General features: G+C 72.5%; 21 protein-coding genes. 5 read left to right on the top strand and 16 right to left on the bottom strand.

What is annotated here, in order from left to right; translation table 11 throughout:
- Positions 1 to 43: 43 nt before the first annotated feature.
- Positions 44 to 1,039, top strand: a complete 996-nt coding sequence (locus tag caldi_RS16745; RefSeq protein ID WP_264842884.1) for a L,D-transpeptidase family protein — start codon at positions 44 to 46, stop codon at positions 1,037 to 1,039.
- A 27-nt stretch (positions 1,040 to 1,066) separates the two neighbouring features.
- On the opposite strand, the gene caldi_RS16740 is transcribed toward caldi_RS16745, so the two are convergent.
- The 3 genes from caldi_RS16740 to caldi_RS16730 all read right to left on the bottom strand — a co-directional run bounded on the left by caldi_RS16740 (position 1,067) and on the right by caldi_RS16730 (position 4,025).
- Positions 1,067 to 1,546 carry a hypothetical protein gene (locus tag caldi_RS16740; RefSeq protein WP_264842883.1) on the bottom strand — a complete coding sequence of 160 codons (480 nt, stop codon included), beginning with the start codon at positions 1,544 to 1,546 and terminating at the stop codon, positions 1,067 to 1,069.
- Positions 1,547 to 1,559: 13 nt separating this feature from the next.
- Positions 1,560 to 1,889: a hypothetical protein gene (locus caldi_RS16735; RefSeq protein WP_264842882.1), complete on the bottom strand. Its 330-nt coding sequence runs from the start codon at positions 1,887 to 1,889 to the stop codon at positions 1,560 to 1,562.
- A gap of 81 nt (positions 1,890 to 1,970) precedes the next feature.
- The gene (locus caldi_RS16730; protein ID WP_264842881.1) at positions 1,971 to 4,025 is read right to left on the bottom strand and encodes a heavy metal translocating P-type ATPase; all 2,055 of its coding nucleotides are present in this window, start codon (positions 4,023 to 4,025) and stop codon (positions 1,971 to 1,973) included.
- A 276-nt stretch (positions 4,026 to 4,301) separates the two neighbouring features.
- Here caldi_RS16730 and caldi_RS16725 point away from each other — a divergent pair, with 276 nt between their 5' ends.
- Positions 4,302 to 5,819 carry a carboxypeptidase M32 gene (locus caldi_RS16725; RefSeq protein WP_264842880.1) on the top strand — a complete coding sequence of 506 codons (1,518 nt, stop codon included), beginning with the start codon at positions 4,302 to 4,304 and terminating at the stop codon, positions 5,817 to 5,819.
- Between the two features lie 109 nt (positions 5,820 to 5,928).
- Here the strand turns inward: caldi_RS16725 and caldi_RS16720 are convergent, their stop codons facing one another.
- The 8 genes from caldi_RS16720 to caldi_RS16685 all read right to left on the bottom strand — a co-directional run bounded on the left by caldi_RS16720 (position 5,929) and on the right by caldi_RS16685 (position 15,615).
- Positions 5,929 to 6,576 carry a Fur family transcriptional regulator gene (locus tag caldi_RS16720; protein ID WP_264842879.1) on the bottom strand — a complete coding sequence of 216 codons (648 nt, stop codon included), beginning with the start codon at positions 6,574 to 6,576 and terminating at the stop codon, positions 5,929 to 5,931.
- 217 nt (positions 6,577 to 6,793) lie between these two features.
- Positions 6,794 to 7,360: a hypothetical protein gene (locus tag caldi_RS16715; RefSeq protein ID WP_264842878.1), complete on the bottom strand. Its 567-nt coding sequence runs from the start codon at positions 7,358 to 7,360 to the stop codon at positions 6,794 to 6,796.
- Positions 7,361 to 7,407: 47 nt separating this feature from the next.
- Positions 7,408 to 8,547 (bottom strand): NAD(P)/FAD-dependent oxidoreductase, encoded by a 1,140-nt coding sequence (locus caldi_RS16710; protein WP_264842877.1) that lies wholly within the window; start codon positions 8,545 to 8,547, stop codon positions 7,408 to 7,410.
- Positions 8,548 to 8,870: 323 nt separating this feature from the next.
- On the bottom strand, positions 8,871 to 10,289 hold the full coding sequence (gene lpdA / locus caldi_RS16705; protein ID WP_264844837.1) for a dihydrolipoyl dehydrogenase: 1,419 nt from the start codon (positions 10,287 to 10,289) through the stop codon (positions 8,871 to 8,873).
- 9 nt (positions 10,290 to 10,298) lie between these two features.
- Positions 10,299 to 11,642, bottom strand: coding sequence for a dihydrolipoamide acetyltransferase family protein (locus caldi_RS16700; RefSeq protein WP_264842876.1), 1,344 nt, complete (start codon positions 11,640 to 11,642; stop codon positions 10,299 to 10,301).
- Between the two features lie 24 nt (positions 11,643 to 11,666).
- Entirely contained in the window at positions 11,667 to 12,644 is a 978-nt protein-coding gene (locus caldi_RS16695; protein WP_264842875.1) for an alpha-ketoacid dehydrogenase subunit beta, read from the bottom strand.
- The gene (pdhA, locus tag caldi_RS16690; protein ID WP_264842874.1) at positions 12,637 to 13,740 is read right to left on the bottom strand and encodes a pyruvate dehydrogenase (acetyl-transferring) E1 component subunit alpha; all 1,104 of its coding nucleotides are present in this window, start codon (positions 13,738 to 13,740) and stop codon (positions 12,637 to 12,639) included. Before pdhA ends, caldi_RS16695 begins: the two co-directional genes overlap by 8 nt.
- A gap of 306 nt (positions 13,741 to 14,046) precedes the next feature.
- The gene (locus tag caldi_RS16685) at positions 14,047 to 15,615 is read right to left on the bottom strand and encodes an NYN domain-containing protein (RefSeq protein WP_264842873.1); all 1,569 of its coding nucleotides are present in this window, start codon (positions 15,613 to 15,615) and stop codon (positions 14,047 to 14,049) included.
- Between the two features lie 229 nt (positions 15,616 to 15,844).
- Here caldi_RS16685 and caldi_RS16680 point away from each other — a divergent pair, with 229 nt between their 5' ends.
- Together caldi_RS16680 and caldi_RS16675 are read left to right on the top strand one after the other, a co-directional pair.
- On the top strand, positions 15,845 to 16,498 hold the full coding sequence (locus tag caldi_RS16680) for a DUF4912 domain-containing protein (protein WP_264842872.1): 654 nt from the start codon (positions 15,845 to 15,847) through the stop codon (positions 16,496 to 16,498).
- Positions 16,495 to 18,105: a glycoside hydrolase family 57 protein gene (locus caldi_RS16675; RefSeq protein WP_264842871.1), complete on the top strand. Its 1,611-nt coding sequence runs from the start codon at positions 16,495 to 16,497 to the stop codon at positions 18,103 to 18,105. Before caldi_RS16680 ends, caldi_RS16675 begins: the two co-directional genes overlap by 4 nt.
- On the opposite strand, the gene corA is transcribed toward caldi_RS16675, so the two are convergent.
- A complete protein-coding gene (gene corA, locus caldi_RS16670; RefSeq protein WP_264842870.1) occupies positions 17,990 to 19,120 on the bottom strand; it encodes a magnesium/cobalt transporter CorA in 1,131 nt (376 codons plus the stop codon). The two genes, caldi_RS16675 and corA, sit on opposite strands and share 116 nt — an antisense overlap.
- A gap of 101 nt (positions 19,121 to 19,221) precedes the next feature.
- Between corA and caldi_RS16665 the strand changes: the two genes are divergently transcribed.
- A complete protein-coding gene (locus caldi_RS16665; protein ID WP_264842869.1) occupies positions 19,222 to 19,446 on the top strand; it encodes a cyclophilin-like family protein in 225 nt (74 codons plus the stop codon).
- Positions 19,447 to 19,465: 19 nt separating this feature from the next.
- Here the strand turns inward: caldi_RS16665 and caldi_RS16660 are convergent, their stop codons facing one another.
- From caldi_RS16660 to caldi_RS16645, 4 genes are all read right to left on the bottom strand, one after another.
- Entirely contained in the window at positions 19,466 to 20,242 is a 777-nt protein-coding gene (locus caldi_RS16660) for an HpcH/HpaI aldolase family protein (protein ID WP_264842868.1), read from the bottom strand.
- A gap of 220 nt (positions 20,243 to 20,462) precedes the next feature.
- Positions 20,463 to 21,542, bottom strand: coding sequence for an ABC transporter permease (locus caldi_RS16655; protein ID WP_264842867.1), 1,080 nt, complete (start codon positions 21,540 to 21,542; stop codon positions 20,463 to 20,465).
- Positions 21,502 to 22,491, bottom strand: a complete 990-nt coding sequence (locus caldi_RS16650; protein WP_264842866.1) for an ABC transporter ATP-binding protein — start codon at positions 22,489 to 22,491, stop codon at positions 21,502 to 21,504. The genes caldi_RS16655 and caldi_RS16650 overlap by 41 nt, the downstream gene beginning before the upstream one ends.
- Positions 22,492 to 22,497: 6 nt before the next feature.
- Positions 22,498 to 23,682, bottom strand: a complete 1,185-nt coding sequence (locus caldi_RS16645; protein WP_264842865.1) for a COG1470 family protein — start codon at positions 23,680 to 23,682, stop codon at positions 22,498 to 22,500.
- Positions 23,683 to 23,712: the final 30 nt, after the last annotated feature.

Genomic DNA, 23,712 nt, shown 5'->3' with positions numbered 1-23,712 from the left:
CTGCGGGGGTGCCAGAGCCGGGCTCGTGACGGGGGTGTCGCACGTGACGGCGCGCGTTCCAGGTCGGTGGGTGCGGCGGCTCGCTTCGGCGCTCCTGGCGGGCGCGCTGCTCGTGCCCGTGGGCCCTTCCGGAAGCACAAAGGCGCACGAAGAAGCCGCAACGACTTCACCCGCTGCCGGGCCGCGGCCGGCCGGTCCGGCCGGTATCCCGTGCGGCGCGGGAGCGCTCCTGGCCCTGCGAGATCCGCCTGCCACGGGCGAGGGAGTTCAGGCGCTGCAGCACGTCCTGGGCGACCTGGGCTACGACCCGGGGCCAGCCGACGGCATCTTCGGCCCCCGCACGGCCGCGGCCGTGCGGCGTCTCCAGGAGGACCACCACCTGGTGGCCGACGGTGCGGCGGGCCCGCGAACGTGGAGCGCCCTCACCGAGGCCCTGAGGGTCCTGCCTCGCGCGCCTTACGATACCCCGGTCCCGGGGACATTGGAGGTCGCCATCGACCTGAGCCGGTTCCGCCTCACCGTCCTCGTGAACGGGTATCCCTACCGGAGCTACCCGGTCGGGATCGGCACGGGCCGCACGCCCTCGCCGGTGGGCGAGTGGCGGGTCATCCACAAGGCGAAGAACTGGGGCGGCGGGTTCGGCACCCGATGGCTCGGCCTTGACGTTCCCTGGGGCATCTACGGCATCCACGGAACGAACCAGCCCGGCTCCATCGGCCGCCGGGCCAGCCATGGCTGCATCCGCATGCTCAACCGCCACGTCGAGGAGCTGTACGAGATCGTGCCCCGGGGCACCCGGGTCGTCATCTTCGGCCAGCCCGTCCTGAGCCGGCGGACCCTGGTGCAGGGACACACCGGGGCCGACGTCGTCGAGGTCCAGATGCGGCTCAGGGAGCTCGGGTTCTACACCGGGCCCATCGACGGCCGCTTCGGCCCCGGCACCGCCGCGGCCGTGCGCGCGCTGCAGAAGGCCCGCGGCCTGAAGCCCACGGGCATCGTGCGGTGGGAGACGTACAAGGCGCTGGGGCTGACGAATTGAGGGTCCGGACGGCCCGTCCGGGCCCGCTCACCACCGCTGCCGGTTCTCGCGGCGCAGGAGCCAGATGCCGTACCCGATGAGCACCAGGGGCAGCACGTAGGGGAGCAGCGCCAGGCCGATGCCGAGAACCCAGACGATCGTCCCGAGGGCGAACAGCGCCGACGCGGCCATGACCGGCCACGTGGCAGGGCGGGTGCCGGTCGCGTACACGCCCATGAAGCCGAGACCGAGGAGCACGAAGAAGAACGCGAACGGGAGGGGACCGCCGAGCACGATCCCGAGCGCCAGGTACAGTGCCCACATCCCGAGGAGCCAGGCGGCCACCAGCCATTCGAGCCGCCGCTCCCTGCGTATGTACAGGAAGGCGAAGTACGCCGCGAGGGCGCCCAGCGTCGCGGGTCCGAACCACGGACCCAGCCCGAACACCTCTCGCACCAGGAGCCACAGGCCGAGGCCCAGCATCAGCAGGGCCAGCCACGGGCGCCCGGAATACTCGTACACCCGCACGGTCCGCCCCTCCTCAGCGCAGGGCCCTGACAATGAGATACACGCCGAAGGCCAGGAGCGCCAGGGGCAGGAGGTGGGCGGCCAGCCCGATCGCAAGCCCGAGAAACCCGAGGGCGATCCCCAGGCTCTGGAGCACGAGCCACGGGATGGCCAGCACCACGAGCACGGACGCGGTCCACAGCGCCCAGCGTCCAGCCGCTCCCACATAGTATGCGGCGCCCAGCCCGACCGCCAGCGCCAGGAAAGCGGCCCCACCCGCCAGGGCCACTTTCAGGAAGAGAAGGACCCCGAACAGTACCAGGATGAACCCGAGGCACCCGAGCGCGCCGGAGCTGCCGCCCACCGCCATCGCCTCCCCGTACTAGACCGGGGAAGGCCGCCGGCAGGTTCGCAGCAGCTCCGGCGACCGCTTTCGCCGGGCGGATCACGCCGCGGCGACGGCTGTGCGGGCACCGGGCCGGGCCCTTCGTCCCAGCCGGCTGGCGAGCAGCCGGAGCCCGCTGAGCGCCACCACGATCGTGCTGCCCTCGTGCCCCACCACCGCCAGGGGGAGGGTCAGCCCGCCCACGAAGGTCACCGTCACCAGCAGGACGATGACGCCCACCGCGAAGCTGAGGTTCTGGATGAGGACCTTCCGGGTCCGGCGGCTGAGGTCGATCGCCTCCGCCACCTTGTGGAGGTCGTCCGCCATGAGCACGACGTCGGCCGTCTCCAGCGCCACGTCCGTACCGATGCCGCCCATGGCGATGCCCACGTCCGCCGCCGCCAGGGCCGGGGCGTCGTTCACCCCGTCGCCGACCATGGCCACGGGCCCGTAGCGCTCCCGCAGCTCGCGGATGACGGCCAGCTTGTCCTGGGGGAGGAGCTCGGCGCGAACGTCGTCGACCCCCACTTCCCGGGCGATCGCCTCCGCCGCCCGGACGTGGTCGCCGGTCAGCATGACGATCCGCTCCACGCCCATCGCCTTCAGCTCGGCGATGGCCTCCCGGGCGGCGACCCGGGGGGTGTCGGCCAGGGCGATGATGCCCCGCGGCCGCCCGTCCGCCAGGACGACCACGGTGGTACGCCCGCCGTCGGCCAGGCGACGGGCCTGCGCCCGCACGGGGTGGTCCGCCGGCACGGCGAACTCGTCGAGGAGCCGGACGCTCCCGACCCAGACCTCCTGTCCGCCCACACGGGCTCGCGCCCCCACGCCAGACGTCGCCTGGAAGTCCTCGGCCTCGGGGAGGGCGATGCCCAGGCGCCGCGCGTGATCGACGATGGCTTCCGCCAGCGGGTGCTCCGACCGCGCCTCGGCCGCCGCCGCCAGGCGCAGCAGGGATTCGGCGGACTCGCCCGCCTCGGGGAACACCCCGACCACCTCCGGCCGGCCGGCCGTCAGGGTGCCCGTCTTGTCGAAGGCCACGACCCGGACGCGGGCCAGGTCCTCCAGGTGCCGCCCACCCTTGAAGAGCACCCCGGCCCGGGCGCCCCGGGCGATGCCGGACAGGATCGCCGCCGGGGTGGAGATGACGAGGGCGCACGGGGAGGCCACGACGAGGAGCATCATGGCGCGGTAGAAGCTCGACGCCCACGTGTCCAGGCCGGCCAGGGGCGGAATCAGGAACGCCAGGAGGGCGGTGCCCACGACGAGAAGGGTGTAGTAGCGGTCCACCCAGTCGATGAGCCGCTGCGTCGCCGCCTTGGAGGCCTGCGCCTCCTCCACGTAGCGGATGATCCGCGCCAGCGTCGTCTCCCCGGCCGGCCGGGTCACGCGGAACTCCAGCGACCCCTGGCCGTTGATGGTGCCGGCGTACACGGGGTGGCCCGGGCCCTTGTCGACGGGGACGGACTCGCCGGTGATCGTCGCCTCGTCGACCGCCGACTCGCCGCGCTCCACCACCCCGTCGGCCGGGATGCGCTCGCCCGGCCGGACGATCACCAGGTCGCCCGGCTGCAGGTGCGCCGCCGGGACGCGGACAAGGGCCCCGTCGCGGCGGACGAGGGCGTCCTCCGGGCTCAGGGCCATGAGCCGGCGGATGGCGTCCCGTGTCCGCCCCACGGCGAACGCCTCCAGCGCCGAGGACAGCGAGAAGAGGAAGATGAGGACGGCGCCCTCCTCCCACCGCCCCAGCACGGCGGCCCCGAGGCTGCCCGCGACCATCAGGAAGTTGATGTCGAGCGTCCCCTGCCTCAAGGCCTGCAGGCCCTCGAGGACGCGGAAGTAGCCGCCCGCGACGTAGGACAGGCTGTACAGGACGATCGCCACGAAGGCCGGCGTCCCCGGCGCCCAGCGCTGGACCGCCCACCCGGCCACCAGGAAGAGCGCCGAGATGGCCGTGGCGGCGGCGAGCCTCAGCGCCGCGCTCGGCTCCTCCGCCCTCGCGGACTCTCGTGCGGCCGGAACGCAACACGGTCCGGCCACACCCGGCTTCCCGACGACCTCGGCGCCGCTCGCCTCCGGCTGAGCGGCCATGGCGGCCGGCAAACGATCGATCATCCAGGTCTCCCCTGTCTTAGAACGGTTCTAACCTGGATCCATTCTAAGCGGTTCCGCCGAAGAATGGAAGCCCCAATTTTTCATTGCCACGTAAAGCAGATGCTCCCGGGCCGTCCTGCCTGAGGCGGGCCGGCCGGGATGGGGCACGCACCTCCGCGGTCGCGGGAAGGTACGGGCGGGCCCGGCGAGGAACCTTAGACATGGCAACCGCGGCGCCGCGCCTCGGGGGGGCCGGCGCCGCGTGGCCCGCAGCACAGAGAGAAGGAGTGCGGGAACGTGTCGCAAGGCCATCCGGAAGCGTACGGGAAATTGCTGGAGATCCTCCGGGAGGTGGACGATCTCCAGCGGGCCGCGGCGGTGCTTTCGTGGGACCAGCAGTGCTACATGCCGCCGGGGGGCGCAAGCGCCCGGGGCGAGCAGCTGGCCACCCTCGAACGCGTGGCGCACGAGCGCTTCACACGCCCGGACATCGGCGAACTCCTGGACCGGCTGGACGGCTGGGCAAAGGGCCTCGAGCAGGGCAGCGCGGAGGCCAGCCTCATCCGGGTGACCCGCCGGGAGTACGACCGGGCGCGGCGCGTGCCGCAGGACCTGGTCCATCGCCTCTCCCGGGCCAGGACCCGGGCCTTCGACGCGTGGCTCCAGGCCCGGGAGGAGCGCCGGTTCGCCACCTTCGCCGGCCCCTTCGCCGACCTGGTCGCCCTGGAAGTCGAGCTCACCGAGGCTCTCGGGTACGCGGAGACGCGCTACGACGCCTTGCTCGACCAGAGCGAGCCGGGGGTGACCACAAGGGCGCTGGAGCGCCTCTTCGGCCGCCTGCGGGAAGTGCAGGTACCGCTCGTGCAGGCCATCGCGGAGAAGCCTCGCCGGCCGGGTCCGGAAGGCGTGGTCGCGCCGGCCGGGTCGGAAGGGGCCATCTGGGAGATGTGCCAGAGCCTCCTCCGGGACATCGGGTTCGACTTCCGCCGCGGCCGCCTCGACCGGTCGGTCCACCCGTTCACCACGATGTTCTCCGTCGGCGACGTTCGCCTGACCGTGCGGCCGAACGGCCTGAACCTCCACAACACGGTATTCACCGTGCTGCACGAAGGCGGCCACGCCCTGTACAACCAGGGCATCCCGGCCGAGTTCGAGGGCACCCCCCTGGCAGGTGGCGCCTCCGGCGGGGTCCACGAGTCGCAGTCTCGCCTCTGGGAGAACCTCGTCGGGCGGTCCCGGGAATTCTGGGAGTACTACCTGCCCCGGGCCCGGCAGCACTTCCCCGCTCTCGCCGAACTCCGCCCGGAGGAGGCGTACCGGCTCGTGAACGCCGCAGGCCCCAGCCTCATCCGGACGGATGCCGACGAGGTCACGTACAACCTGCACATCATCCTGCGGTTCGAGATCGAGCGCGCCCTCCTGGACGGCGACCTCCCGGCCGCCGAGGTACCCGGTGCCTGGGCCGAGAAGATGCGGGCATACCTGGGGCTCACCCCCGCCGACGACCTCGAGGGCGCGCTGCAGGACATCCACTGGGCGTGGGGGGGCTTCGCCACCTTCCCGAGCTACACCCTCGGCAACGTGATCAGCGCGCAGCTGTGGGATGCGGCGCGGGCGGCCCACCCGGAGATCCCCGATCAGGTGCGCCGGGGCGACTTCGGCACGCTCCTCGGCTGGCTGCGGGAGCACGTGCACGCCCACGGGGCGAAGTTCACCCCGGACGAGCTTGTCCAGCGGGCCACCGGGCAGCACCTCGACCCCGAGCCTTACCTCCTCTACCTCCGCCACAAGTACGGCGAGCTGTACGAGCTGTAGTGGCGCGGCCGCGCCGGCCCGGGGCCGGGGTCCCGTGCGCGTCAACGGCCGCCCGCGTGGGGCGGCCGTTACAGAGCCGTATGTGCGGCACTTCGGTGAAGCTTCGGGATCACGACGGCCGGGAGCGCATCCGGAGCTTGATCGGGCTCCTGCGGGCCGCCGCCCGGAGGAGCACCTGCGCCGGCACGCGGTGGGCGGGCTTGCCGCCTGCCCCGGGACCGTTCGGGCTGCCCTGGCCGTTCGCGCCGGCAGGCGGGTGACCGGCAGGCTCGGCCGCGAAGGGGTCGGCTGCCGGCGACGCCTGCTCCACCGCCCACCCCAGCTGCCGCTGGCACGACGGACAGTAGCCGTACAGCGCCAGGCGCGCGCCGGTGACGCGGAAGCCGGAGTTGCGGACCAGGGAGTCGAGCTGGAGCTGGCTCCCCGGCAGGTCGACGATGCGGTGGCAGCGCACGCAGACCAGGTTCAGGTGCGGGTCCGGATTGAGCTCGTAGTGCATCGCCCCGTCCCCGGCCGGCCCGATCTCCGCCACCAGCCCGAGGTCCCGCAGGGCCGTCAGGGTGTTGTAGACGGTGGCCCGGCTGACGGTGGGGTGGTACGTGCGCAGGTACTCGTGGACCTCATACACGGTGGGGTGGGTGGTCATGCTGGCGAGTGCGGCGCAGATGGCCCGGCGCTGATTGGTCAGCTTCAGGCCCGCTGCCTCCAGGGCGTCGCAGAGCTCCTGGTAGCGCTCCTCGCGGCTGGGGCGCGCCAACGTGCCACACCTCCCCTCCGGTGAGCATGTCTTTCAGCCCCGATACTCGTTCTCAATTATACTCGGTCCGGCCGCTTCGTGCCATCCCCATACCGACCCCCCGTACGGCGGCGGTCCTGTGTTCCGAAGCGCCGGTGCGCGGCAACGCAGGCGTTGCCGCGCACCGAATGGCTCATCCGGGCCCCAGCCGGCAGGCTCGGAACAGGCCCGGCCCTCCCTACGACTGCAACGCGGCCGGCAGGCGGCGAGCGAGGGCCAGCATGAACCGCATGACGTGCTGGATCTCCTTCTCCCGCGGCGCCGCCAGCACGGCCAGCGGGCTGAGGAACTCCTGGTTCTGCTCCGCATCCCGGGCGGCGTCGTCGATGGCGGCCAGGAGCTCCGGCAGCCGGTGGGTGATCTTGAGCTGCATGATCGCGTCGAGGAGCTCCAGGCCCCGGTTGATCTTGTCCCCGGCCCGGGCGATCATCCCATCGGTCGCGGAGGCCTTGACCGCCCGCAAGACCTCGACGAGGTCCAGGAGGTCGTCCAGCCCGCCCGACTCGATCAGGGGCACCAGGCGCCCCAGCGCCCGGTTCAGGGCCGGGGCCGCGGCCTTGAGCTGCACCAGGAGATCGAGGACCTCCGGGCTCGCCAGGACGTCGAGGGCGGTGACGGCCCGCTCCGCCATCACCGCGAGCCGGTCCACCATCGCCGGGGTGGCGGCGGCCCGGGCGGCTTCGGCGACCGTCGCCAGCTCGGCGGCCAGCCCGGTCGGGGTCGATTGCACTTCGCGCTCTTCCATGGGGCGTGCGCCTCCCTGGGGTGCCGGCCCGGCGGAGATCGCCTGACCTAGACGATGGCCTGCAGGTTCAGCCAGTGCACCCGGTTGTATGTCTGCTTGAACCAGTGAACCGCCTGGGTGGGCGGGGCGACGACCGGCGGGTGGTCGTAGTCGAACTGGATGAAGGTGGCCTTGTCCAGCCCGGCCTCGAGGAAGCAGAACACCTTGCCGTCGTAGAGGTGCGACGGCGGCTCGCCGGTGAGGAGGTTGATGAGGTTCTCCGCCACGACCTCGGCCTCGAAGTGGGCGACCGACCCCGCCTTGGACACCGGCAGGTTCGTGGCGTCGCCGACCACGAAGATCTCCGGGTGGTCCTTGAGGTTGAGGGTGTGGCGGTCCGTGGGCAGCCAGTTGCCCTGCTCGCCCAGCCCGGACTCCTTGTGCACCCGGTCGCCCTTGTGGGGCGGAATGGCCACCAGCAGGTCGTACCGGAAGGACGTGCCCTCGAGGCTGCGCACCTCCCGGGCGTCGGGGTCGACCTCCTCCAGGTTGAAGAAGGTTTCGAGCTGAATCCCGCGCCGCTCGAACTCCTCGGCCGCCCAGATGCCCACGGCCTCGATGCTGTGCGCCCGGTTGATCGGGAACGTGTAGACGATCTCCGTCTTGTCCCGGATGCCGCGGCGCCGCGTCCACTCGTCGAACATGAAGGTGAACTCCAGGGGCGCCACCGGACACTTGTGGGGCAGCCCGACGGCCATCACCAGGCGGCCGCCCTGGAACCGGCGCAACGCCTCGCGCAGCCGCAGGGCGCCGTCGAGCGTGTAGAACCAGTGCCCGCCGGCAGCGAGCCCCGGGACGCTGTCGACGTCGACGTCCGAGCCCGTGGCGAGCACCAGGAAGTCATAGTCCAGGGTCGCGCCGCTCCGGGTCTGCACCCGACGGGCCGCCGCGTCGATCCGCTCCGCCCGGTCGTGCACGAAGCGGATCCCCCGGTGCAGCAGGCTCCGCACGGGCCGCGTGAGCTCCGAGGGGCGCATCAGGTCGAAGGGCACGTAGAGCAGGCCGGGCTGGTAGAAATACGTGTCCCGGTCGGACAGGACCGTGATCGCGACCCGCCCGTCCGCCAGCTCTCGCTCCAGCGCGCGTGCCACGTGGTTGGCCACCATGAGCCCGCCGGTCCCTGCTCCGATCACAAGCAGCCTGGGCATCGTCGTCCTTCCTCCCTGGCGGTTCTGACGCCCACTGTGCGTATGCATGCGGGGTATCGTTCGAGCCGATTGTACTGGTCGAACGGCCTAGACCGCCATCGCCCAAAATACCTATAGGGGTATTCATTTCGGCCGGGCACCGCTGGGCGGTACGGGAGGCAGGTGGGCGGCGGGAAGGCCAGGTCGCGCGTATGACCCCGGCGGCACACGGGCATCCTGATGAATGGCGACGGGACAAGGCGTCCGGGCCGGGAATCCGCCCTGAGGGCGAACGCTCCTGGCCCGCCGCGAAGTCCCGTCGCCTCGCGCTTCCCGGACCCCAGCTACCGCGCCCGGGCGACCTCCCGGGCGGCGGCGGCCATCGCCTCCCGGGCGAGCGCCAGGGAGGCCTCGGCGATCCCTTCGGAGAGAGTGGGATGGGGGTGGATGGTCGACGCCAGGTCCTCCACCACCGCGCCCATCTCCAGGGCAAGGGTGGCCTCGGCGGCCAGCTCGGACACCTCGGGGCCGCAGAGGTGGATGCCCAGGACGAGACCGGTGTTCCGGTCGGCGACGACCTTGACCAGCCCGTCCGTCTCGCCGAGCGTGAGTGCCCGGCCGGACGCCGTGTACAGGAACTTCCCGACCGCCACCTCGTACCCGCGCTCCCGGGCCTCCGACTCGCTCAGCCCGGCCCAGGCGATCTCCGGATCGGTGAAGACCACCGCCGGCACGGCGGCCCAGTCGCAAGCGGAGGGCCGGCCGGCGATGACCTCGGCGGCCACCCGTCCCTGGTGCCCGGCCTTGTGGGCCAGGAGGGGCCCGCCGGCGACGTCGCCGATCGCGAAGATGTGCGGCACGCGGGTGCGGCACTGCTCGTCGACCCGGACGAAGCCGCGCTCGTCCAGCGCGACCCCGGCCGCCTCGAGCCCGAGGCCCTCCGTGTTGGGCCGCCGCCCCACGGCGACCAGCACCTTGTCGGCGGGGAGCACCTCGGCGCGCCCGTCCTCGAGCTGCACCTCGAGGCCGGCGTCGGTGAGGGTCCCCGCCCGCGCGTTCCGATGCACCGTCACCCCGAGCCGGCGGAGCTTGCGCATCAGCACGTTCACCAGGTCGGGGTCCGTACCGGGGAGGAGCTGGCCGGTGGCCTCGACCACCGTGACCTCGGAGCCGAGCTTGCGGTAGAGGATACCGAGCTCCAGCCCGATGTACCCGCCGCCGACCACCACCAGGCGCCCCGGCGGTTCGGCGAGGTCAAGGGCCGCGGCGGCGTCGAGCACCCTCTCCCCGTCGAAGGGGAGGTGCGGCAGCCCGGCCGCCACCGACCCGGTCGCGACGATGCACTGCTCGAAGGTGAAGGTCTGCACCCCGTCCGGACCCTCCACCACGGCCTCCCGGGGGCCTGTGAGGCGGGCGCGGCCGTGGACGACGTTCACGTCGGCGCCCTTCATGAGGGTCTTGATGCCGCTCTCCAGGCGGTTCAGGACCTTCTGCTTCCACTCCTGCAGCTTCCGGCCGTCGACCCGGATCTCTGCGGCCACGATGCCCCGGTCTTCGGCCGCCCGCAACCGGTGCACGAGGTCGGCCGAGCTGATGAGCGCCTTCGAGGGGATGCAGCCGTGGTGCAGGCAGGTGCCACCCAGCTTGTCCGCCTCGACGAGCGTGACCTCCTTGCCCAGCTTGGCCGCGTGTTCGGCGGCGATGTACCCCCCGGTCCCGCCGCCGATGATGAGCACCTCCGTGCGGGTGCGCAGACTCCCCATGACCACGGCCTACATCATCTCCAGGAGGAGCATCGTGGGGTTGGCCAGGAGGTCCATGACCCGGCGCAGGAACCGGCCGGCCATGGCGCCGTCGACCACCCGGTGGTCGAAGGACAGGCTCAGGTGCAGGACCTTGCCCACGGCCAGGGCGCCGTCCTTCACGACGGGCTTCTCGGCAAGCGTCCCCACCCCGAGGATGGCCACCTCGGGGTGATTGATCACCGGGGTGAAGACGACCCCCGCGCCCACCGTGCCGATGTTGCTGATGGTGAACGTGCTGCCCTTCAGCTCGTCCAGGCTGAGCTTGCCCGCCCGGGCCCGCCCGGCCAGGCCGGCGATCTCCGCCGCCAGGTCGATGAGCCGCTTGCGGTCGGCATCCTTGACGACCGGCACCATCAGGCCCCCGTCGGTGTCGGTGGCGATGCCGATGTGGTAGTGGTCGTGGAGGACGATCTCCTGCCGCTCGTCGTCGAGGCTGGCGTTCAGGTAGGGAAACTCCCTCAGCGCCGCTACGGCCGCCTTGACGACGAAGGGCAGGTAGGTGAGCTTCACGCCCCGGGCCTCCGCCAGCCGGCGGGCCTCCTCCCGGAGGGCGACGAGGGCGCTCACCTCGACCTCGTCCATCACGGTGACGTGCGGCGCCGTGTGCTTGGAACGCACCATCGCCTCGGCGATCACCCGGCGGACGCCCCGCAGCGGCAGCCGCTGACCGGGCCGAGGGCCGGCAGCAGGGGCCTGGGCTTCGCCGGCGGGGGCCGCCGCGGCGGGGGCGGCGGGGGTCTGAACGGCCGGTGCTTCCGGGGCAGTGGCAACCAGGGCTGGAGCGGCCGGTGCCGCCGCGGCGACCCCCCGCCCGGCGGCGACGGCCTCCAGGTCGGCCGCGGTGATCCGCCCGGCGGGTCCCGTGCCGCGCACCTGGCGCAGGTCGATGCCCATCTCCCGCGCCCGCCGCCGGATGGCCGGGGTGGCGATGGGACGGCCCGCCGGGACGGCACCGGGGACCGACGGAGCCGGGGGCGAGAGCGGCTCACCGTCCCGCGGGGCGGCCGCCGCGCCGTTCACCGGTGCCACGGCAGCGGCCCCGGGTGCCGGCTCGGCCGCGGGCGCGGCGGCCCCCACCGGTTCCAGCACGACGATGACGCTGCCGACCTCGACCACGTCGCCGGGCTGGCCCGCGAGCCGGACCACGCGGCCGGCCACGGGCGACGGGATCTCCGTGGTGACCTTGTCCGTCTGCACCTCGACGAGGGGCTGGTCTTCCGCGACCATGTCCCCCTCCTTCACGAGCCAGCGCACGATCTCGGCCTCGTGCAGGCCCTCCCCGACGTCGGGGAGGCGGAACTCGTATGCCATGACGCCTGCCTCCCGGACTGTGGCCTAGTATGCGTGGACGGCCGTGATCGCTTCCAGGACCCGGTCGGCATCGGGCAGGTACAGGTCCTCGTTCAGCAGGTACGGCATGGGGGTGTCGTAGCCCGTGACCCGCTCGACCGGCGCCTCCAGGTACAGGAGCGCCCGGTCGTTGATGGTGGCGGCGATCTCGGCGGCCAGGCCGGCCTGCCGGGGGGCCTCGTTCAGCACGACCGCCCGGCCCGTCTTCCGCACGGAGGCCGTGATCGTCTCCTCGTCCAGCGGGCTGAGGGTGCGGAGGTCGATGACCTCCACCTCCACCCCCTGCTCACGTGCCCGGTCGGCCGCCTCGATCGCCACCGGTACCATGGAGCCGTACGTGAAGAGGGACACGTGGCGGCCTTCGCGCACCACCCGGGCCGGGCCGATCGGCACCGTGTAGTACTCCTCCGGGACCTCCTCCCGGAAGGCCCGGTAGAGGCGCTTGGGCTCGAGGAACAGCACCGGGTCCGGGTCCTCGATGGCCGCCAGGAGCAGGCCCTTGGCGTCGTACGGCGTCGAGGGGACGACCACCTTGAGCCCCGGCGTGTGCACGTACCACGCCTCGATGCTCTCGGAATGGTGCTCGAGCGCCCGGATGCCGCCGAAGGAGGGGACACGGATGACCATCGGGGCCGAGAACCGGCCGCGGCTGCGCCACCGCACCCGGGCGATGTGGTTCACCAGGTGCTCGTGCGCGGGGGCGACGAAGCCGTCGAACTGGATCTCGGCCACCGGCTTGAGGCCGGCGACGGCCATGCCCATGGCCGTGCCGAGGATCGCCGCCTCGGCGAGCGGCGTGTCGATCACGCGCTCCGGCCCGAACTCCTGGTAGAGGCCGTCGGTGACCCGGAAGACGCCGCCGTTGACCCCCACGTCCTCGCCCAGGACCACCACGGCGGGGTCGCGCTGCATCGCCACCCGGAGGGCGTTCTGCAGGGCCTGGACCATGTTCCACTTAGGCACGGGCGGCCGCCTCCTTCTGCCGGCGGGCCAGGCGCTCGAGGAGCTGCGCCTTCTGGGCCTCCAGCCGCGGGGTGGGCTTCTCGTAGACGTAGTCGAAGATGGCGGCCGGATCCGGGCGACCCATCGCCTCGGCCTCGGCCACCGCGGCGGCCACCTGCTCCCGGACCTGGTTCTGCAGCTCCTCCTCCCGGCCCTCGTCCCACAGGCCCCGCAGGACGAGGTAGCGCCGCATCCGCTCGATGGGGTCGAGCTGCTGCCACTCGCTCACCTCGGCCTCGGGGCGGTAGCGCTTCGGGTCGTCCGAGGTGGTGTGCGGGCCGTAGCGATAGGTCAGGGACTCGATGAGCGTGGGGCCGCCCCCCGAGCGAGCCCGGTCCACGGCCTCCTGGACCACGCTGTACACCGCCAGCACGTCCTGGCCGTCGACCCGGACGCCGGGGATGTCGTAGGCGACCGCCCGCTGGGCGATGGTCCGGGACTTCATCTGCCGGGCCAGGGGCACGCTGATGGCGTAGCGGTTGTTCTGGATGAAGAAGACGACCGGCAGCTCGAACACCGAGGCGATGTTGAGGGCCTCGTGGAAGTCCCCGGGGGACGTGCCGCCATCCCCGGCGTACCCGATGGCGACCCACCGCTCGCCCTTGATCTTCCCCGCCCAGGCGGCTCCCGCGGCGTGCAGGAGCTGGGTGGCGATGGGGATGGAGATGGGGAACACGCGCACGCCGTCCGGCGCCCGGCCGCCCCACTCGTCGCCCATGAAGTAGCGGATGACGTTCACCTCGGGCACGCCGTGCACCATCATCGCCCCGTGGTCCCGGTAGGTGGGGAAGAGCCAGTCCTGGGGCTCGAGGGCGAAGGCGCTGCCGACCTGGCTCGCTTCCTGGCCGCTCAGGGGCGCGAACGTGCCGAGGCGGCCCTGGCGCTGCAGGGTCAGCAGGCGCTGGTCGTGGGTGCGCAGGAAGACCAGCCACCGGTATATCGTGAGAAGCTGATCGGACGTGAGCTCCGGCTCGGGACCCACCGGCGTCCCGTCCGGCGCCAGCACGCGGCGGACGGTGGTGTACGGAGCCAGGGCCTGTTCGTCCAGGGTCAGCATGGCGCGTCCCTCCTTGCGGGAAGGCCCCTCCGGTTAGCATTCCCGGCGATCGGAGGTGCCAGCACGGTGCGAGTCGCCGCACACGGCCCGCCGTCCGGCCGCCGGGACGCGAGGGAACGGGTTGGGAGACTTTGATAACGAGTATCGTTCCAGACTGGACTCATTATAGACAGGTTGTCGATTCATGGTCAACTTACTGCATTTCATCGTGACTTGCTGGCGGTTCGCCACCGTCCATGGCATAATGTTGTGCCCGCCCGTCAACGACGGGCGGGTCCATCCTTCGGGGGAATCGCCGGGTCCCGGTCAGACCTGGCTCCGCAGGTGTTTCACCAGCACGGGATGCTGCCGCTGCACGGCGTACCCCGGTTCCCCGGCGGGCCCGGGGCTACGCACGAGGATCTGGTGCGCCAGGAACACGTCCAGCCACATGCCGGCGGGGTCGCCCGCGGCCGACGGCAGGTCGGCCTCCCGGAGACGGCGCTCCAGGACCTCGGCCGGAACCACGTCCCGGTGTTCGAACAGCTCCGCCAGAACCTGCAGGAGGCGGTCCCGGGCCTCCAGGGTCTCCCCGACCAGCGGGTGGTCGTACCGCAGGTAGGCGCCGGTGGTCGGCCGGGAGCCGAAGTGGTTCGGCTGCTGGCGGACCACGATCACCCCGGTCTCCGCCGCCAGCCGGATCGCCCGCTCCATCGTCTCCTGGCCGACCACCGCGAGCCCCTGGCGCAGGAGCCCCATCGACATCCAGAGGTAGCCCGTGCGGGTGAGGTAGTGGTCGATGATCAGCGCCAGGCGGCGCAGGACCGGGGTCAGGTCCTCGCCGGGCACGACCTCCTCGACGAGGGGGTGGTCGGGTGCCAGGAGAAGCCGCGGCTCGGCGCCGTCCGCTTCCTCGACCCGCAGGATTCCCTCCGCGGCACACACGTCCAGGAGCGCCCGGAGGCGGTCCTTCCCGTCCGCGCCCGCGGCGAGCTCCGGATCGCCGGCGACGCGCTCGCGCAGCATCCCCAGGGGAACGGCGCGCACGCCGGCGCTCTTGGCCAGGATCTCCCGCAGATGGCCGATGATCCGGTGCGTACAGCGCAGCGTCGAGGCCACGAGCGGGTGGTCCTTCTTCAGGAGGATGAAGGTCGTCTCGGTCCCCGGGCGCTTCGGGTTGGGCTGCTTCTTGGTCTCCAGGATGCCGGCCTCCAGACACCGGACGATGAGGAGGCGGCGCTCCTCGCTGTCGCGACCGAACACGGTGCTGACCGACATCTCGTGCAGCAGCGTCAGGAACGGAACCTGAACCCAGCCCTTGCGCAGCATCACCGCCTCGGCCCGCAGCACGAGGGCCCGTGTGGCCAGCTCCCACTGGCTCTCGAAGCTCCGGTCACGCTCGCCGCCCGGTGATGCGCCGGGCAGGAGGCCCCGCCGCTGCAGCAGGTCCTGGAGCCGGGCCACCTCGGCCACCCGGTGGACGAGGCGCGCGGAGATCGACCCCTCCACGCCCCACACGACGACCCGCTTGCGCTCCTGCTGCAGCAGCCGGATCACATGCACGAAGTCCCCGTCCCCGGTCACCAGGATGAACGTGCCGGCGTCCCGGCCGGGCACCCGCAGGAACTCCTGGATGGCCAGGCTCATGACCAGGTCGGCGTTGTCCTTGCGGCCTCCCTCGACGTACTCGGGCTTGATGTCGTGCCGGTCCAGGATCGCCATGGCCTCCGGGAAGAGGTCCCAGGGGGCGTAGGCCCGGGCATAGACCAGTTCGCCGTACCGGGCCGCCTCGGACCGGAACAGCTCTGCCAGTTCCCGGTGGCCGAGGGGGAGGTTGAGCCCGCGCAGGCTCTTCCAGACGTTTTCATAATCGATGAAGAGTGCGCACGTCCCCACGGTCCCTACCTCCGTGTACGTGTACGCTTTCGTGTAGCGCCCGGCGGCCGGAGGCAGCGCCCGGTCGCGGGGGATGGAGACGGTCCCGGGTGTCGCGTCCTTGATGGAGAGTTCGAGCCGCGCGGGCGCACCCCTCCTGGGCGCGCCCCCGCCGGCCGTTCGCGCGGGCGCCGCATGGACGCAGCGGCAAGAGGCAGACTATACGGTCGTGTGTCGGGGGGGACCGAACGTGCCGTGGCTTCTCCTGCTCTTCGCACTGGCCGCCGCGCTGGCGCTGTGCCTCTTCGCCGGGACCCGCCGGCGACCGCCGGCGCACGCCGGGAAGGCCGCGGCGAGCGCGGGGCGGCCCCCCGAGGCCGCCCTCCGGGAGGCCCGGGCGACGCGGCTGGAGGTGGCGGCGGAGCCTGCCCCCCTTCCCTCGCGCTACGGCGTCGACGAGGTCGTGGCGATGGTCAAGGACCCGTTCCAGCTGTACGCTTACTGGGAACTCACCGGTGGAGCCGAACCCGCCCTGGCAGCCCGGCTGGGACCCGGGTTCGGTGCAACCCGGCGGGTGTTGCGAATCCACGACGTGGACAGCGGCATCGTCCAGGAATTCGCTCTCGAGGACACGCACGACCACTGGTGGGTCGAAGCCCGCCCCGGCCGGCGGTACGCCGTCGAGGTCGGGCGCGCCGGCCCCGGCGGCGCCTGGTACCCACTCGCCCGGTCGGAGGTGGTTCGCACGCCGGAGCTCCCCTCGGCCCCGGCGTGGACGCCCGCGGCAGCGGCCGGTCAGCCGGCCGCTGCCGCCGCGTGGCCCGGGGCCGGCGGCCTGCACGCGGTCTGGTCCCCGGGTCCGGCCCCGGGGTCGCCGTGGGGGCAGCGGGGGGCCCGCTCGTGAACGCGTTGACTCCTCCCCCGGACCGCCAGGGGTACGTGGCCCTGATCCTCCACGCCCACCTTCCGTACATGCGCCACCCGGAGGACCCGCACGCCCTGGAGCTGCGGTGGCTCTACGACGGCATCACGGAGTGCTACCTGCCGCTCCTGGAGGTGCTGGAGCACCTCGGGGCGGACGGGGTGCCGTTCGTGCTCACGCTGTCGGTCAGCCCCACCCTGCTCAACATGCTCGCCGACCCGCTCCTGCGCCGGCGCTACGAGGCGCACCTCGATGCCCTGATCGAGCTCGCCGACCGCGAGGTGGCCCGCACCGCCGGCGACGGCGAGATCCACGCCGTGGCGCAGATGTACCAGCACCTGCTGCGGCGCCGCCGCCGGCAGTGGCGGCGCCTGGGCGGGGACCTGACCGGGGCGCTGCGGGACCTGGCCGGCGCCGGCCGGATCGAGCTCCTCACCTGCGCGGCCACGCACGGGTTCCTGCCGCTCCTCGCCGTGCGGCCGGAGGCCGTCCGGGCCCAGGTGGCGGTCGCGGTGGCCGAGTTCCGGCGGTTCTTCGGCCACCCCCCGGCCGGCTTCTGGCTGCCCGAGTGCGGCTACTACCCGGGCCTGGAGACCGTGCTGGCGGCGGAGGGCGTCCGGTACGTCGTGCTCGAGACCCACGGCCTCACCGGCGCCCGGCCGGCTCCGAGCGCCGGCGCGTACGCCCCGGTGTGGATCGGCGACGGGGTCGCGGCCCTGGGGCGCGACCCGGAGACCTCGCGGCAGGTCTGGTCGGCCCGGGAGGGCTATCCGGGCGACTACGCCTACCGGGAGTACTACCGCGACGTGGGGTTCGACCTCGACCTCGAGTACGTCCGGCCGTACGTCCACCCGGACGGACACCGGGTGGCGACGGGGATCAAGTACTTCCGCATCACCGGCCCGACTGACCACAAGGCGATCTACGATCCGGGGGCGGCCCACCAGACCGCAGTCCGCCACGCCGGCCACTTCGTCTGGTGCCGGGAACGCCAGGTCGAGTACCTCGCCGCGCGCCTTCACCGGCCGCCCCTGATCGTCGCGCCCTACGACGCGGAGCTGTTCGGGCACTGGTGGTTCGAGGGCCCCGTGTGGCTGGAGCACGTGGCCCGCAGGGCGGCCTGTGAGCAGTCCGTGTGGGGTTTCACCACCCCGGGCGCGTACCTTGCCGCCCACCCGCCGGTCGAGCGGGTTGAGCCGCCCCTGTCCAGCTGGGGTTACGGCGGGTACTGCGACTTCTGGCTCTCCGGCCCCAACCACTGGGTGTGGCGCCATCTCCACCACACGAGTGCCCGGATGGCGGAACTGGTGAGGCGCCACGCGCGTGCGCCGCGGGACGCGCTCCTGCACCGGGCCCTGCGGCAGGCCGGCCGGGAGGTACTCCTGGCGCAGGCCAGCGACTGGCCGTTCATCCTGCGCAGCGGCACCCAGGTGGAGTACGCGCGCCGGCGGCTCCACCTTCACCTGGGGCGGTTCACCCGTCTGTACGAGGACCTGACGGCGGGCCGCCGGCCCGACCCCGACTGGCTTCGCCAGGTGGAAGAGGAGGATGCCTGCTTTCCGGACCTCGATCCGGCCGTCTTCGCCTAGGGGGGATCGGTACGGGCTCCAACCAGCCCCTGCGCCAGAAGTACAGGTAGAGACCGATGCCGAGCGCTGCGATGAGGGCGAGCACCGCCGGGTAACCGTACGGATGCTCGAGTTCGGGCATGAAGCGGAAGTTCATCCCGTAGATGCCGGTGATGAGTGTCAGCGGCATGAAGATCGTGGTGACGATGGTGAGGCGCTGGACGATCGCGTTCATCCGGTTGTTGCCGAGGGCCAGGTACAGGTCGACGGCATAGGTCACGAGCTCCCGGTTGAGCGCCAGGAGCCCCACGAGGCGGTCCGAGTGGTCGTGGACGTCCCGCAGGTACTCCCGGGCGCGCTCGGAGACGAAGGGGGTCGACCGCTGGGCCAGCCGGGCGAACACCTCCCGCTGCGGCTCCAGGCTGTGGCGCAGGCGCAGCAGCTGGCGGCGGATGGCCAGGGTGACCCGGGGCAGCCGGGGGTGCGGGGACTCGTCGAGAAGGCCCGTGATCATCTCCTCCAGGCGGTCCTGCAGCCCCTCGAGCACCGGGATGTACTGGTCGACGAGGGCGTCGGCGAGGGCGTGGAACAGCATGTCGGCTCCCTGGGCGAGCGCGCCCTTCCCCTGGCGCTCCCGCTCCCACTGCTTGCCGACCACCTCCACCGGGTCGACGTGGACCGTCACGAGGTAGCGCGGGCCGAGGAACACGTCCAGCTCGTCCCGCCGCACCCGCCTCGTCCCGGCCGGCTCGACCTGGTGCAGCACGATGAAGAGGTAGTCCGGGTACACGTCGAGCTTGGGCAGCTCCGTGAAGCTCTGGCAGTCCTCGACAGCCAGGGGGTGGAAGCGGAACACGCCGGTCAGGAGTTCCCATTCCTCGCCCGTGGGAGCGTCCAGGTCGACCCAGAGAAAGGGGCCGCCGGTCCCGCCCCGCCCCAGAGGCTGGTCCCCGGCGAGCTGCCGCAGGACCTCCCCCAGCGAGGCGGGCTCCACCTCCCGCACGCCCTCCGGTCCTGCCATGAGTGCCCGGATCATGCCCGACCCCCCGTCGTGAGCGTCGTTGGCGGTCCACGGTCGGTATGGGTCTGCCCACGGCTATTATCGGAGATGGCGATCCGACGATAACACCGGCGGAGGTGAACGTCGAACCCGGGAAGACCCAGGAGACCGTCGACGCCGGGGACGTGGGCTACGGGCCTCCCGGCCGGGCGGTGTGCCGCTTCTACGGACCGACCCCCGTGAGCGGCCCCGGCGAGATCCGCCCGGCGAGCCCGGTGGCGGTGTTCGGCCGGCTCGATGGCGACCCGGCGGCGCTCCGGCAGGCGCGCGGGCACCGGGTCCGCGTGGACCGGGTGGAGTAAGGGCCGTGTGGCCGGGCGCTCAAACGGGCTCCCGCCGCGCCCGCCGGAGTTGCTCGACGGCGGCCTGGGTCAGGAGGCGGCCGTCGCTCCCCAGCGCCAGGAGCCGGAACCCCTCCTCCACCCGTCGGGCGACCGCAGCCCCGTCGCTGCAGTGGATCCCGGCCGCCACACCGTGCGCGGCGGCCCGCTCCCGCACGTGCCGGATCGCCTGGACGACCTGCGGTTCGTCCCGCTCGTACCCGGGCGGCAGCCCCATGGAGGCGGCGAGGTCGTTCGGGCCGATGAACACGGCGTCGACGCCGGGCACCGAGACGATGGCGTCGACGTTCTCGACGGCCCGGATGTGTTCGATCTGCAGGACGACCAGGATCTCGTCGTTCGCCCGGGCGAAGTACTCGGCCGGCTTGGCGGCGAAGCTCAGGGCGTGGCGCGCCCCGCCGACGCTCCGGATCCCCTGGGGCGGGTACTTCGCGCCGGCCACGGCCGCCTCCGCCTCCTCGCGGGAGTTCACCATCGGCACGACGATCCCCCAGGCGCCGTAATCCAGCGCCCGCTTGATGTTCTCCCCCGTGTTCCAGGGGATGCGGACGAGGGGGACGCCGCCCTGCGACCGCACCGCCATGAACATGAGCGCAGCGGTGTGCCAGTCGAAGGGCGAGTGCTCCATGTCCACGGTGAGCCAGTCGAAGCCGGCCGCGGCCAGCGTTTCCGCCACGAAGGGGCTGGGCACCGTCAGCCAGGTGCCGATGCTCGGGGTCCCCACCTGCAGCTGCCGCTTCACCCGGTTGGTCTCCATCGACCTGGGCCTCCCTTTCGCGTCCCGCAGGGGCGGGCGCGAGGTTTTCCTCTCTCCCTTCGCCTGCGGGAGCGGCTCCCCTGCGGAGCTGGAACGGCCGCCCCCGGCACCCGGGCGGCGGCCGCCAGCGAAGAGAGCCCCCCGGGATCGCGGACGGGTGCCCACGGGTGCCGAGGGGCTGCACCCCGGGGCGTGGCCAGGCGACGGCCGGACGCCCGACCTACGCCCGGATCTCGCGCCGCATGAACAGCACGTAGGACAGGGCGAAGCAGATCATCGTCGCCGCCACGAGCCCGGTCAGGTGGGGCCAGATCAGTAGCACGCTCTGGCCGAGCGGCAGGTTGCCCTGGATCGCCCCGACGACCTGCTCGAGCAGCACCGGCCCCAGCGTCCGCACCGAGGGCGTCAGCAGGGTGACGACCGCCTCGTCGTACAGCGTCACGGGCGACAGGCGGCCGAGCGCCTGCCGGACCTGCTCGTGGCGCAGGACCACCTCGGCGGGCGCGTCCTGGGGCATCGGCACCAGGGAGTCGGCCACCAGGCCGGCCAGGAGCGAGCCGAAGACGGCGAAGAAGAGCCACACGGCGATCCCCGCCAGGGCGGAGGTGGCCGACTGCCGGAACACGATCGAGAACAGGATCGCCAGGGCGAGCCAGAAGGCCACGTAGACCACGGTGACGGCCAGGAAGATGAGGAGGCGGAGGACCTCCTCGCCGGTCGGCGGCACCCCGATCATCGACAGCCCCAGGCCGGCCACCACCAGCCACAGGGCGAGCAGCATGGCGCCGACGGTGGCCACGCCGGCCAGGAACTTCCCGTGGATGACCGCGTCGCGGTGGATCGGCTGGGCGAGCAGCCGGCTGAGCGTCCGCCGGTTGAATTCGCCGGAGATGGCGTCGAACCCGAGCGCCAGCCCGAACAGCGGCGCCAGGAAGCCGACGAAAGCGGTGAAGGGCGGCAGCCGCCCGTCGGACGCTGTGAAGAGGCGAAGGAAGACGAAGTCGGGCGTGCCGGAGCCCGCCACCGCCCCACGGATGGTGAGCGAGGCCACGTAGGTCGCCGCCAGCCCGGCGACCGCCACGAGCCCGGTCAAGATGATGAAGCGCCAGCTCGTGACGTGGTCGCCCAGCTCCTTCAGGAACACCGCCCAGAGCCCGGCGGGGAGACGCCGGGCCGGCTCCTCGCGGGCCTCGGCCCGGGGGACCGCCCCCGCGCCGGCCCGGCCGGTCCCGCCGGCCTGGCCGATCGCCCGGAGGCGGTCAAGCGCCCTTAGCGGCCAGCGGCGAACGGGCGTCGTCATGGCCGTACTCACCCCCATCCGCCTGGAAGTAACGGCGGTAAACCTCGTCGAGGGTCCGGCCCCTCTGGCGCAGGTGCACCACGCCGGCGCCGGCGGCCGTGGCCGCCCGGACCAGGTCGGCCCGGACGTCCCGGCCGGCCCGCACCAGGAGCAGCCGCCCGTCCTCCTCGACGGACTCGACGCCCGCCACGGAGCGGATGGCGTCAACGGCCGCGGCCGGGGCAGGCTGCAGCTCCATCTCGACCAGGAGCGGCTCGTGGCCGAGGATGCGGTCCGCCAGCTCCTCGATGGGCCCCTCTGCCAGCATCCGCCCCCGGACGAAGATCCCGACCCGGTCGCAGATCTGCTGAACCTGGTACAGCAGGTGGGAGGAGAGGAGCACGGTCCGGCGCTCCTCCGTCGCCAGGGTGCGGATGAGGACGAGGAACTCCTGGGCGCCCTTCGGGTCCAGACCGAGCGTGGGCTCGTCGAGGATGACCACCCGGGGCTCCTTCAGCAGCACGTCCGCCAGCCCGAGGCGCTGGCGCATGCCCCGGGAGTAGGTACCGACCCGCCGGTCCGCCGCCTCCGCGAGCCCGACCCGCTCCAGCAGGCGCTCGATGCGGCTCTCCGCCTCGCCGCGGGGCAGGCCGTTCAGCGCCGCCGTGTAGAGCAGGTTCTGGCGGCCGGTCATGTCGTCGTAGAAGCCCACGTTGTCCGGCAGGTACCCCGTGACCCGCTTGACCTCCAGCGGCTGCCGGGTCGGATCGAACCCCGCCACCCGGGCCGTGCCGGCGGTCGGTTCGGTCAGGCCCAGCAGCATGAGGATCGTCGTGGTCTTGCCGGCTCCGTTGGGGCCCAGCAGGCCGAAGACCTCGCCCTCGCGGATCTCCAGGTTCAGGTCGCTGACGGCCGTGAGGTCGCCGTACCGCTTGGTGAGGCCACGGGCCTCGATCACCGCGTCCGGCATGGCTCCCTACCTCCGGCCGTACTTCTTGAAGACCCAGCTCACCCCGAGCGCCACCAGCACGATGATCCCGGCGCCCGTGACCCCCCAGGCCGTGGAGGTCAGGACGGTCGTGCGCAGGTCGACGGTGTCCGACGCGCCCCGGGTCGAGGCGGTCAGGGAGACCACGTAGTCGCCGGCGATCGCCCGGCTATCCGTTCGGATGATGGCCGTCACCTGTCGGGACTCGCCCGGGGGGACCGACACCAGGGTCTCCGGGTCGAACTTCACCGACCAGTTGGGCGGCGCGGACGAGGAGAAGCTGATGTTCTCCAGGGGCGCCGTGCCCGTGTTCTTCACCAGGAGCGCCACGCGGGCCTCGCGGCCGGCCGTGGCCTCAGCGTTCAGCCGGCCCGACGGGGTGGTGAGCTCCATCTCCATGCTCCCGACGATGTTCACGGACAGGTCGAGCGTGGCGGTCACGCCGCCGGCGGACGCCGACACGGTGATCGGGTACGTCCCGGCCGCCACCTGCTGCGGCGCCTGCACCTCGACGTCGATCCCCTGGGAGCTGCCGCCCTCGACAGGCACGTTGGCGATGCGCTTGTCGTCGAAGGCAGGCTTGAAGACGACCTGCCAGCCCTCCGGCGCCTTGGCCGCCAGGTTGAAGAGCTGCTTGGCGTCGCCGTCGTTCCGGAGGTCCACCCGGAACCGGTACGTGGCCCCGGCGGGCCCCTCGAGCGCCGGGTACTCCGTGGTGAGCCGGGCCTCGGCCGCCCGGGCCTGGCTGATCACGAGCTGCAGGGGAAGCGTGGCCACGGAGCCGCCGCCCCGGGCCTGGACGACGACCCGGTACGTGCCGGGCTGGACGCTGTCCGGCACCCGCACGGCCAGGTTCACCGACTCGCTCTTGCCCGAGGCGACGTACACCTGGTTGACGCGGAAGCCGCCGCCCTGGAAGGTGGGCGTCTCCCAGCCCTTGGGGACCTCGGTCACCGCGAGGTCGACCGGGCCGCCGGGCTGGCCGATGTTCGTCACGTCAAGCGAAAAGTCCACCCGCTGGCCGGGCTTGACGCTCACCCCGGGGAAGCGGGTCGAAAGGCCGATGGCCGCAGCGGCCCGGCCCGGCGCCGCGGCGCCGGCGGCCACGGTCACCGCCAGGGCCAGCAGGGCGGCGTGCGCCCCCTGGCGGAGCCGGTACGGGACAAATCGCATGGGTCGATCCCCCTCCTCCTTCGAATATCG

This window comes from Caldinitratiruptor microaerophilus (assembly GCF_025999835.1).
Classification (GTDB): domain Bacteria; phylum Bacillota; class Sulfobacillia; order Symbiobacteriales; family ZC4RG38; genus Caldinitratiruptor; species Caldinitratiruptor microaerophilus.
This window is presented reverse-complemented; position numbering and strand designations above follow the sequence as displayed.

Excerpts from the sequence above, each read along its gene's own strand:
- caldi_RS16700 (WP_264842876.1), bottom strand. The coding sequence starts at position 11,642 with ATGGCATACGAGTTCCGCCTCCCCGACGTCGGGGAGGGCCTGCACGAG.
- caldi_RS16650 (WP_264842866.1), bottom strand. The coding sequence starts at position 22,491 with ATGCCGGACGCGGTGATCGAGGCCCGTGGCCTCACCAAGCGGTACGGC.
- caldi_RS16710 (WP_264842877.1), bottom strand. The coding sequence starts at position 8,547 with ATGCCCAGGCTGCTTGTGATCGGAGCAGGGACCGGCGGGCTCATGGTG.
- caldi_RS16715 (WP_264842878.1), bottom strand. The coding sequence starts at position 7,360 with ATGGAAGAGCGCGAAGTGCAATCGACCCCGACCGGGCTGGCCGCCGAG.
- caldi_RS16645 (WP_264842865.1), bottom strand. The coding sequence starts at position 23,682 with ATGCGATTTGTCCCGTACCGGCTCCGCCAGGGGGCGCACGCCGCCCTG.
- caldi_RS16660 (WP_264842868.1), bottom strand. The coding sequence starts at position 20,242 with ATGGAGACCAACCGGGTGAAGCGGCAGCTGCAGGTGGGGACCCCGAGC.
- caldi_RS16655 (WP_264842867.1), bottom strand. The coding sequence starts at position 21,542 with ATGACGACGCCCGTTCGCCGCTGGCCGCTAAGGGCGCTTGACCGCCTC.
- lpdA (WP_264844837.1), bottom strand. The coding sequence starts at position 10,289 with ATGGGGAGTCTGCGCACCCGCACGGAGGTGCTCATCATCGGCGGCGGG.
- caldi_RS16730 (WP_264842881.1), bottom strand. The coding sequence starts at position 4,025 with ATGATCGATCGTTTGCCGGCCGCCATGGCCGCTCAGCCGGAGGCGAGC.
- pdhA (WP_264842874.1), bottom strand. The coding sequence starts at position 13,740 with ATGCTGACCCTGGACGAACAGGCCCTGGCTCCGTACACCACCGTCCGC.
- corA (WP_264842870.1), bottom strand. The coding sequence starts at position 19,120 with ATGATCCGGGCACTCATGGCAGGACCGGAGGGCGTGCGGGAGGTGGAG.